This window comes from Thalassospira sp. UBA1131, assembly GCF_002311515.1.
GTDB lineage: Bacteria > Pseudomonadota > Alphaproteobacteria > Rhodospirillales > Thalassospiraceae > Thalassospira.
Genome location: NZ_DCAO01000043.1, coordinates 46,624 through 55,478, shown reverse-complemented (window position 1 = coordinate 55,478; position 8,855 = coordinate 46,624). Strand labels below are relative to the sequence as shown.

The following is an 8,855-nucleotide window of genomic DNA, read 5'->3' as shown; positions in this document are numbered from 1 at the left end:
GAAACGACTGACCGAAGTCTGGCTTGCGACCAATGCCGAAGACAAGGAAGTGGTCGAAAACAATCAGCGTGGCATTGCGACACCAGCCTACAAGGTCGGTCCGTATTCCGAAATCCACGAAGCCGGTGTTGCCCAGTTTGGCAACTGGTATGCGAAAACCCTGTCGGACAGGCTGACCCAAACCAGACTGGTCGCGGCGGAGTAGGGCGATGTCTGTGATTGAAAAACCAAAGCTTGCCTTCTGGTCGGATACTGAGGAACTGGAATGTGTTTCTTTCCTGCCAGAAGCCCCCAATGTCATGACGTTTTGTTTCCAGTCGGTGTCGGGCGCGTTGTTCAGCTATGACCCGGGGCAGTTTTTGACCCTGGAGCTCCCGGTGCCGGGTGGACCGCTTTATCGCACCTATACGATTTCATCTTCGCCATCGCGCCCGACATCCTTGACCGTCACGGTCAAGGCGCAGGCGGGTTCGGTCGGTACGCGCTGGATGCTGGATCATTTGCGTCCGGGCTTGCGCATTCGGGCCAAGGGGCCGGCTGGCGGCTTTTCACTGGTTAATCATCCGGCGGAGAAATACCTGTTTATCTCGGCGGGGTCGGGCATCACGCCGATGATGTCGATGACGACCTATCTTTATGACGCGGGGCGTGATCCCGACATCGTATTCGTCAATTGCGCAAAACGGCCATCCGAGATCATCTTTCGCGAACGGCTGGAACACAGCGCGTCGCGGATCAATGGTATTGCCCTGAAATGGGTGGTGGAGGAAGCTGATCCCTACAAGCCATGGACCGGGTATTTGGGCACGTTCAATCAGCTGATGCTGGGCCTGATGGCGCAGGACTATCTTGAACGTGAGGTGTTTTGTTGCGGACCGGAACCGTTCATGCAGGCCGTGCGCGAGGTTCTTGTCGGGCTTGGCTATGATATGGACCGCTACCATCAGGAAAGCTTCCACGCGCCGACGTTGGAAGCAGAAGACGTGCCAGATGATGTCGTGCCTGATGAAGACAGCAAAGCCGTCATCGCATTCACCGCATCTGGCATCACGGCAAATTGCACCCAAACCGATACCGTTCTTGCCGCGGCGCGCACGGCAGGCCTTGTGATCCCGTCAGGCTGTTCGATGGGGATTTGCGGGACGTGCAAGGTGCGCAAGACCGAAGGGCAGGTTCATATGGTCCACAATGGCGGGATCACGGACGACGATATCGAAGAGGGTTACATCCTTGCTTGCTGCTCGAACCCGATCGGGCAGGTCACCATTGATGCCTGATTACGGCTGGGCCGTCGGGACCGTGTTTCGGTATTCCGACGGGTTCATGCCGATTTCGGCCTTGAAGGCGTGAATGAAATGCGATGCGTCACAAAAACCGGTGCTTAGCGCGATCTGGGTGGTTGTTTTTCCCGTTTCGCCCAGCAGCTTTTTGGCGGCATCAAGCCGGATGCGCAGCGCCGCTCGTGACGGTGAAATGCCGATATCGGCATTAAACGCCCGTTCGAGCTTCCGGCGTGTGACGCCAAGTTTCTCGGCCATTTTGGCGACGGTTTCGGGCGACTCAATATTCTGGCGCATGCGCAAAAGCGCCTTTTTCACCAGTGGTTCGCGGGCAACCAGATCGGTCTGAAAGCCCGGTTGCGGGTTTTCGCCTGTCATCGCCTCGTTGATGATCATGATGCTGAGACTCTTGGTCGCCGCAGTGCGCCCGATATGCTTTTCCACCACCCAGGCCGCCAAATGCGCGGCCCCATGCCCGCCCGAACAGGTCAGGCGATCCCGATCAACGACAAAGATCTGATCGGAAACCGGTTGGGCGGCCTCAAACCGTGCGACGAATTCGTCATGGTGAAACCAGCTGACACAGCATCGGTATCCTTCAAGCAGCCCCGCCTCATACAGCGCGAAAACACCGGTACACAACCCGATCAGGTTTTTGCCCTTGGCGGCAGCCGCCTTGAGATAGGCAATGCAATCGGATGAAAACCCGCCTTGTTCTTGAATAAGGCCGCCGACAACCACGATATAGTCGTAGTCACCGGCATTGCGTAGACGGGTGTCAGGCTGCACCTTGACCCCGCAACTTGATCGTACCGGGTTCATGGTATCAGACAGCACCGTCCAGTCGCAGTGAATGGGCCGCGAACGGTCGGCTTCATCGGCCGAAAGACGCAAGACATCGACAAAACTGGCAAACGCTGTCAGCGTGAAATTGTCTGCCAGCAGAAAGGCGACGCGAAGGCGCTTTTTTACGTTGGGTTTGCCGGGGTTTGATCCCGGGCTCGAAAAAGAGTTCATGGCAAAAATATACAATGAAATTGTCGCAATTATCCAGTCCGCAGAGCATGGACATTGATAGAGTTCCGGCAATGGTAAATAGGGGGATCGTATAATCATGACCCATTTTTCTGCGCTATCGCTTATCAAAAACGCCCTCAGCGGCCAAAAAAACTGGGAGCCGCAATGGCCCGACAGTGAGCCGAAGGCCGAATACGATGTCATCATCGTCGGCGCGGGTGGTCATGGTCTTGGTGCGGCTTATTATCTGGCCAAGGAACACGGCATTACCAATGTCGCCGTGATCGACAAGGGCTGGCTTGGCGGTGGAAACACCGGCCGTAACACGACGATTATTCGGTCGAACTACCTCTATGACGAAAGTGCCAAGCTTTATGACCACGCGCTTGATCTGTGGGATGGCCTGAGCCAAGAGCTGAACTACAACGTCATGTATTCGCAACGCGGCGTTCTGATGCTTGCGCATAACGTTCATGATGTTCAGAGCTTCCAGCGCCACGTACATGCCAACCGTCTGAACGGTGTCGATAACGTCTGGCTGTCGGCCGAGGAAGCCAAGGAATTTTGCCCACCCCTCGATATTTCGCCAACTGCGCGTTACCCGGTCGTTGGTGCAGCCCTTCAGCGGCGCGCAGGGACAGCACGCCACGATGCGGTGGCATGGGGTTATGCCCGTGGGGCGGCGGCACGTGGTGTCGATATCATCCAGAATTGCCCGGTAACGGCCATTCGCCGTGGCCCGGATGGCCGCGTGACGGGCGTTGAAACCGCCAAGGGTTTCATTGGCGCGAAAAAGGTTGCTGTTTCGGCAGCCGGTCATACCTCGGTCGTGATGGATACGGCGGGTGTTCGTATGCCGCTTGAAAGCTATCCGTTGCAGGCGCTGGTGTCCGAGCCGATCAAGCCGATCTTCCCCTGTGTGGTCATGTCCAACAGCGTGCATGCCTATATCAGCCAGTCTGACAAGGGCGAGCTCGTGATCGGGTCGGGGACCGACCAGTATACCAGTTATTCCCAGCGTGGCGGGTTGCCGTTGATCGAGCATACGGTTGCCGCGATCTGCGAGATTTTCCCGATCTTCAACCGCATGCGCATGCTGCGTAAATGGGGTGGTATCGTCGATGTGACCCCGGACCGTTCGGCCATCCTTGGCAAGACGCCGGTGCCGGGTCTCTATGTCAACTGTGGCTGGGGTACCGGCGGGTTCAAGGCGACCCCGGGTGCCGCCCACACACTGGCATGGACCGTGGCAAAGGATGATCCGCATCCGGCCAACGCGCCCTTCACCCTTGAACGTTTCAGCACCGGTCGTCTGATTGACGAAGCCGCTGCTGCCGCTGTTGCGCACTAAGGAGACCGGACATGCTTCTGATCCATTGCCCCTATTGCAATCAGACCCTGCCGGAGCTGGAATTTACCTATGCCGGTGAAGCGCATATTGCACGTCCTGCCGATCCGTCGTCGGTCAGTGACGAAGAATGGCGCGATTTCCTGTTCATCCGCACCAACGTGAAGGGCCCGCATTATGAACGCTGGCGCCACTTCCATGGCTGCGGTCGATATTTCAACGCCGTGCGTGACACTGTCAGTGACCGGTTCTTGATCACCTATAAAACCGATGATCCCCGTCCTGAACTGTCCAAATTGTTGGAGAAATCGAAATGAGCAGCTTCCGCGTTTCCGGGCGTGGTCGCGTCGATCACACCCAACCGATCCAGTTCACTTTTGATGGCAAGAAAATCAAAGGCTTCAAAGGCGATACCATTGCATCGGCATTGCTGGCCAATGGCATTCACCTGATGGGTCGATCGTTCAAATATCACCGCCCGCGTGGTGCCGTGACCGCCGGTTCGGAAGAACCGAACGCATTGGTCGGCACCCGTCGTGGTCCGGGCCGGTTTGAGCCGAACACCCGTGCGACTGTTCAGGAAATCTGGGACGGCCTTCAGGTCAACAGTCAGAACCGCTATCCCAGCCTGTCATTCGACGTTGGTGCGATCAATGACAAGGCCTACATGCTGTTTTCGGCAGGGTTCTATTACAAGACCTTCATGTGGCCGAAATCCTTCTGGGACAAGGTTTATGAGCCGTTCATTCGTGCGGCGGCCGGTCTTGGCGTTTCACCGACCGAACCCGATCCGGATCACTATGCGTCGCGGTATCTGCATACCGATGTTCTGATCATTGGTGCCGGTCCTGCCGGTCTTGCGGCTGCCCTTACAGCGGCGCGTGCCGGATCGCAAGTGACCCTTGTTGATGAAAACCCCGAAGCGGGTGGTTCGCTTCTGTCTGAGCCGTCGGCAATGATTGAAGATGTGCCAGCATGGGATTGGGTTGCCAAAACCGTGGCCGAGCTCAAAGAGCTTGGCGTCAAGGTCATGACCCGCACGACGGCGATTGGCTATTACCACCAAAACATGGTTGGTCTGTGTGAAAAGCTGACCGACCATCTTGCCAGCCCGGATGCGGAAACCCCGCGTGAACGCATGTGGCGTGTCCGCGCCAAGCAGGTTGTTCTGGCGCAAGGCGCACTTGAAAAGCCGCTGGTGTTTGATGGCAATGACCGCCCCGGCGTGATGCTTGCCGGTTCGGCCCAAACCTACCTGAACCGTTATGGCGTTCGGGTTGGCAACAAGGCTGTCATCGTCACGAGCCATGACAGCGCATGGTACGCAGCCTTTGATCTGGCCGATGCGGGCACCACGATTGCTGCCATCGTCGATACCCGTTCCGAACCAAATTCCGATCTGATTGCCGAGGCCACCAAGCGTGGCATTCGCATCATGGCCGGTCATACCGTGACCGGCACCGAAGGCCGCCTGCGTGTCAAATCGGTTCGGGTCAACCCGGTGACCGGATCGACGGTCGGTCAGGCTGAAATGATCGGATGTGATTGCCTTTTGATGTCGGGGGGCTGGACGCCGTCGCTGCATCTGTTCTCACACACCAAGGGAACGCTTAAGTGGGACGACGAACGCCAGACCTTCCTGCCCGATCACAAGGCAGAAGAATGCGAAATCGCCGGTGCAGGCCGTGGCCTGTGGGGCATTGAAGCAGTCCTGAATGACGGGGCTGAAATGGGCGCGGCTGTGGCCAAAAGCCTTGGCAAGAAGGCCAAGGCGGCGACATATGTCGTTGCCAACGACCGTCCGGGAACCGGTGTCAGCCACAAGGAACTGCCGACCGATCTGGATGCCGGCAAGGCACGGGCCTTTGTCGATTACCAGAACGATGTGACCGCCAAGGACCTTCGTCTGGCGGTACGTGAAGGGATGCGGTCGATCGAGCATGTCAAACGTTACACCACCAACGGCATGGCGACCGATCAGGGCAAGATGTCGAACATCAACGGCCTTAACATTGCCTCTGACGCGTTGGGTGTGCCGCAGCCGAAAGTTGGTCTGACGACTTTCCGTCCGCCTTACACCCCGACGACCTTCGGGGCCTTCTGTGGCTATCACAAGGGCAGTCACTTCGAAGTGACGCGAAAAACTCCGATTGATAGCTGGGCCGAAGAAAACGGCGCGGTTTACGAGCCGGTCAGCCTGTGGCGCCGTGCATGGTACTTCCCGAAAGACGGCGAAGACATGCATGCAGCCGTGTCGCGCGAATGCCGTGCGACACGTGCAAGTGTTGGCATCTTTGATGCATCGACCCTTGGCAAGATTGAGGTGGTTGGCCCGGATGCGGTTGAATTCATGAACCGCATGTACACCAACCCCTGGACCAAGCTGGCACCGGGCCGGGCACGTTATGGCCTGCTTCTGGGCGATGACGGGTTCATTCGTGATGACGGTGTGATTGGCCGTCTGGCCGATGATCGCTTCCATGTCACCACCACGACCGGTGGTGCGGCGCGTGTTTTGAACATGATGGAAGACTACCTTCAGACCGAGTGGCCGAACCTTGATGTATGGCTGACCTCGACGACCGAGCAGTGGGCGACCATTGCGCTGAACGGCCCGAATGCCCGCAAGGTGCTTGAGCCGTTTGTCGAAGGTCTTGATATGTCTGATGAGGCCTTGCCGCACATGTCGGTTGCCGAATGCCGCGTTGGTGGCTTCCCGGCCCGACTGTTCCGCATCAGCTTTACCGGTGAGGTTGGCTTTGAAGTCAACGTGCCAGCCCATGCCGGGCGTGCACTTTGGGAAATGCTGTTCGAAGCAGGCAAGAAATACGATATCTGCCCCTATGGTACCGAAACCATGCACGTGCTGCGTGCCGAGAAGGGCTATATCATTGTCGGTCAGGATACCGATGGCACGGTTACCCCGCATGATGCCGGGTTGAGCTGGGCAATCGGCAAAATGAAACCTGATTTCGTTGGTAAGCGCGGTCTGGCACGTCCGGATCTTGTTGCCGAGGGCCGCAAGCAGTTGATCGGTCTTCTGACCGAAGATGGCAAAACCAAGCTTGAGGAAGGGGCGCAGATCGTTCTTGATCCGAACCAGCCCAAACCGATGAAAATGGTTGGTCACGTGACATCAAGCTATCACAGCGATGCCGCGGGTCGCCCGATTGCCATGGCGCTGCTTGAAAACGGTTTCAATCGTATGGGTGAAACCATTTACATTCCGATGCCAGATCGTGTGATCAAGGCGACCGTCACCGGGACCGTGTTTTACGATCCCGAAGGCGAACGGTTGAAACTCTAGGCGGGGAACAGAAAAATGACGGTACTTACACACGCATTTACGCCGGGTCCGATCGTTGCTTCCGGGCAGGTTAAACTGACCCTGATGGCACCGGTTGCCCGTTTCTCGCTACGTCTGCGGGCGGCCAACATTCCGGCCGTATCCAAGGCGATTGGTGTTGATCTTGCAACCACCGTTGGCGCACGTGCGGCCAATGGCACGACTGAGTCCATCTGTCTCGGCCCGGATGAATGGCTGATCATTGCCAAGCCGGACGATACCGAAACAGTGACCAATGCGTGCGCGGATGTCTATGCTTCGGCAACACACAGCCTGACCGAGGTGTCAGCCCGTGAAGTCACGGTCCGCATCGAAGGCGAACGTGCGAGCGAGTTGCTGACCATCGGTTGCCCGCGCGATATCGACAGCATCCCGGTGGGCGGTGGTTGCCGCACGGTGATTGATGGTGTCACGGTTGTTCTTTGGCGGGATGCCGAGCAAAGCTTCCGCATGGATATCTGGCGTTCCTTTGCCCTGCACATCATCGATCTGCTGTGCACCGGCTGCAAGGAATTTGCGGCAGAATAATCTGCATTGGGGGCGGGGTTTTGGCGATTGCCATCCCTGCCCTTATTGTATCTAGGCAAACGTATTGGGTTGAATGTGGTTTTCTGGCGATATGAAACTGCGCATCAACTTGTTTCAGGTGATTGAGGCGGCTAGTCTTTGGGGCACACGCAGCCACCGAAAGACGCCCCAATGATACGTTCCGTCCTTGCCCTTCTTGATATCCGCCCCGCCTATACTGCCATGCTGGCAGAACGCCACGATCTGCATCGTTATGACCTGGTTCCGGACAAGCAGAAATTTCTTGATGAAATGGGCGATCAGATCAGAGCTGTTGTGACATCCGCGCGGTTTGGTGTTCGGGAAGACTTGCTGGCGCAACTCCCGAACCTTGAAGTCATCACAAGCTTTGGCGTTGGGCATGATGTCTTTGATCTTCAGGCACTGCGTGACCGCGGTATTCGTCTTTCAACCACACCTGACGTTCTGACCGATGATGTTGCCGACACGGCGATCATGTTGATGCATGCCACCTTGCGGCAGCTTGTTGTGGGCGATGACTGGGTGCGCAGCGGAAAGTGGGCCGCAAACGGTCCGATGGCACTGACCAGAAGTGTACGCGGCAAGAAGCTTGGCATTGTCGGGCTGGGCCGGATCGGACAGGCAATTGCATCACGCGCAGTGCCAAGCGGGGTCGAGGTCGGCTATTTCGGACGCAGCAAGAAGGATGTCGCGTACCGGTTCTTTTATGATCTGATGGCACTCGCGACATGGTCGGACATTTTGGTGTTGTCCTGTCCCGGTGGGGCGGCGACCAACGGGATTGTGAATGAAGCGGTGCTTGATGCGCTTGGCAAAGAGGGTGTCGTGATCAATATCGCACGGGGATCGGTGATTGATGAACCGGCTTTGATCCGGGCTTTGCAGCAAGGGTTGATTGCCGGCGCGGGACTTGATGTGTTTGAAAAAGAACCGGATATCGATCCGGCATTTTCCAAGCTTGATAACGTTGTGCTCTATCCGCATCTAGCGAGTGGAACGGTGGAAACCCGCGATGCCATGGGCCAACTGGTTGTCGATAATCTTGATGCGTGGGACGAACGCCAAGAATTAATCACGCCGCTTGTTTAGTTGGTCGTTCGATCTGCCAGTCGGCCCCGTTGAAACAGGCTTGTGTCAACGTGTCACTGTGCCATTCTGTCGCCCATCTATTTCCTGTTATCGAGGCCACCCCCATGACATTCAAACCCCAGCACGAAGCCCCAACAGACGCAGCCGAGCGTCGCGCAATAAAGCCGGTCGTTGTTTATCCCAACGGAACCTTGCCCGAGCCCGACTTTGCGACGCTCGCCGAATT

The 8,855-nt window shown here is 57.0% G+C and carries 8 protein-coding genes; 7 read left to right on the top strand and 1 reads right to left on the bottom strand.

Annotated features, from left to right (window positions below; all coding sequences use genetic code 11):
* Both B3Z49_RS06720 and B3Z49_RS06715 read left to right on the top strand, forming a co-directional pair.
* A partial coding sequence (locus tag B3Z49_RS06720) for an SRPBCC family protein (protein ID WP_296989205.1) occupies positions 1 to 205 on the top strand: 205 nt, incomplete at its 5' end.
* A 4-nt stretch (positions 206 to 209) separates the two neighbouring features.
* Positions 210 to 1,277 (top strand): hybrid-cluster NAD(P)-dependent oxidoreductase, encoded by a 1,068-nt coding sequence (locus B3Z49_RS06715; RefSeq protein ID WP_296989203.1) that lies wholly within the window; start codon positions 210 to 212, stop codon positions 1,275 to 1,277.
* On the opposite strand, the gene B3Z49_RS06710 is transcribed toward B3Z49_RS06715, so the two are convergent.
* Positions 1,278 to 2,297, bottom strand: a complete 1,020-nt coding sequence (locus tag B3Z49_RS06710; RefSeq protein WP_296989201.1) for a GlxA family transcriptional regulator — start codon at positions 2,295 to 2,297, stop codon at positions 1,278 to 1,280.
* A 97-nt stretch (positions 2,298 to 2,394) separates the two neighbouring features.
* On the opposite strand from B3Z49_RS06710, the gene B3Z49_RS06705 reads away from it, so the two are divergent.
* From B3Z49_RS06705 to B3Z49_RS06685, 5 genes are all read left to right on the top strand, one after another.
* Positions 2,395 to 3,648 carry a sarcosine oxidase subunit beta family protein gene (locus B3Z49_RS06705; protein WP_008889546.1) on the top strand — a complete coding sequence of 418 codons (1,254 nt, stop codon included), beginning with the start codon at positions 2,395 to 2,397 and terminating at the stop codon, positions 3,646 to 3,648.
* Positions 3,649 to 3,659: 11 nt separating this feature from the next.
* A complete protein-coding gene (locus tag B3Z49_RS06700) occupies positions 3,660 to 3,962 on the top strand; it encodes a sarcosine oxidase subunit delta (protein WP_008889547.1) in 303 nt (100 codons plus the stop codon).
* Positions 3,959 to 6,952, top strand: coding sequence for a sarcosine oxidase subunit alpha (locus tag B3Z49_RS06695; protein WP_296989198.1), 2,994 nt, complete (start codon positions 3,959 to 3,961; stop codon positions 6,950 to 6,952). Before B3Z49_RS06700 ends, B3Z49_RS06695 begins: the two co-directional genes overlap by 4 nt.
* Before the next feature lie 15 nt (positions 6,953 to 6,967).
* A complete protein-coding gene (locus tag B3Z49_RS06690; RefSeq protein ID WP_296989197.1) occupies positions 6,968 to 7,519 on the top strand; it encodes a sarcosine oxidase subunit gamma in 552 nt (183 codons plus the stop codon).
* A gap of 171 nt (positions 7,520 to 7,690) precedes the next feature.
* Complete coding sequence (locus B3Z49_RS06685; RefSeq protein WP_296989194.1) at positions 7,691 to 8,629, top strand: 2-hydroxyacid dehydrogenase; 939 nt, start codon at positions 7,691 to 7,693, stop codon at positions 8,627 to 8,629.
* The last annotated feature ends 226 nt before the right edge of the window (positions 8,630 to 8,855 follow it).

What these genes read in the sequence shown, in the direction of transcription:
- B3Z49_RS06690 (WP_296989197.1), top strand. Translation starts at nt 6,968, where the DNA reads ATGACGGTACTTACACACGCATTTACGCCGGGTCCGATCGTTGCTTCC.
- B3Z49_RS06685 (WP_296989194.1), top strand. Translation starts at nt 7,691, where the DNA reads ATGATACGTTCCGTCCTTGCCCTTCTTGATATCCGCCCCGCCTATACT.
- B3Z49_RS06705 (WP_008889546.1), top strand. Translation starts at nt 2,395, where the DNA reads ATGACCCATTTTTCTGCGCTATCGCTTATCAAAAACGCCCTCAGCGGC.
- B3Z49_RS06715 (WP_296989203.1), top strand. Translation starts at nt 210, where the DNA reads ATGTCTGTGATTGAAAAACCAAAGCTTGCCTTCTGGTCGGATACTGAG.
- B3Z49_RS06695 (WP_296989198.1), top strand. Translation starts at nt 3,959, where the DNA reads ATGAGCAGCTTCCGCGTTTCCGGGCGTGGTCGCGTCGATCACACCCAA.
- B3Z49_RS06700 (WP_008889547.1), top strand. Translation starts at nt 3,660, where the DNA reads ATGCTTCTGATCCATTGCCCCTATTGCAATCAGACCCTGCCGGAGCTG.
- B3Z49_RS06710 (WP_296989201.1), bottom strand. Translation starts at nt 2,297, where the DNA reads ATGAACTCTTTTTCGAGCCCGGGATCAAACCCCGGCAAACCCAACGTA.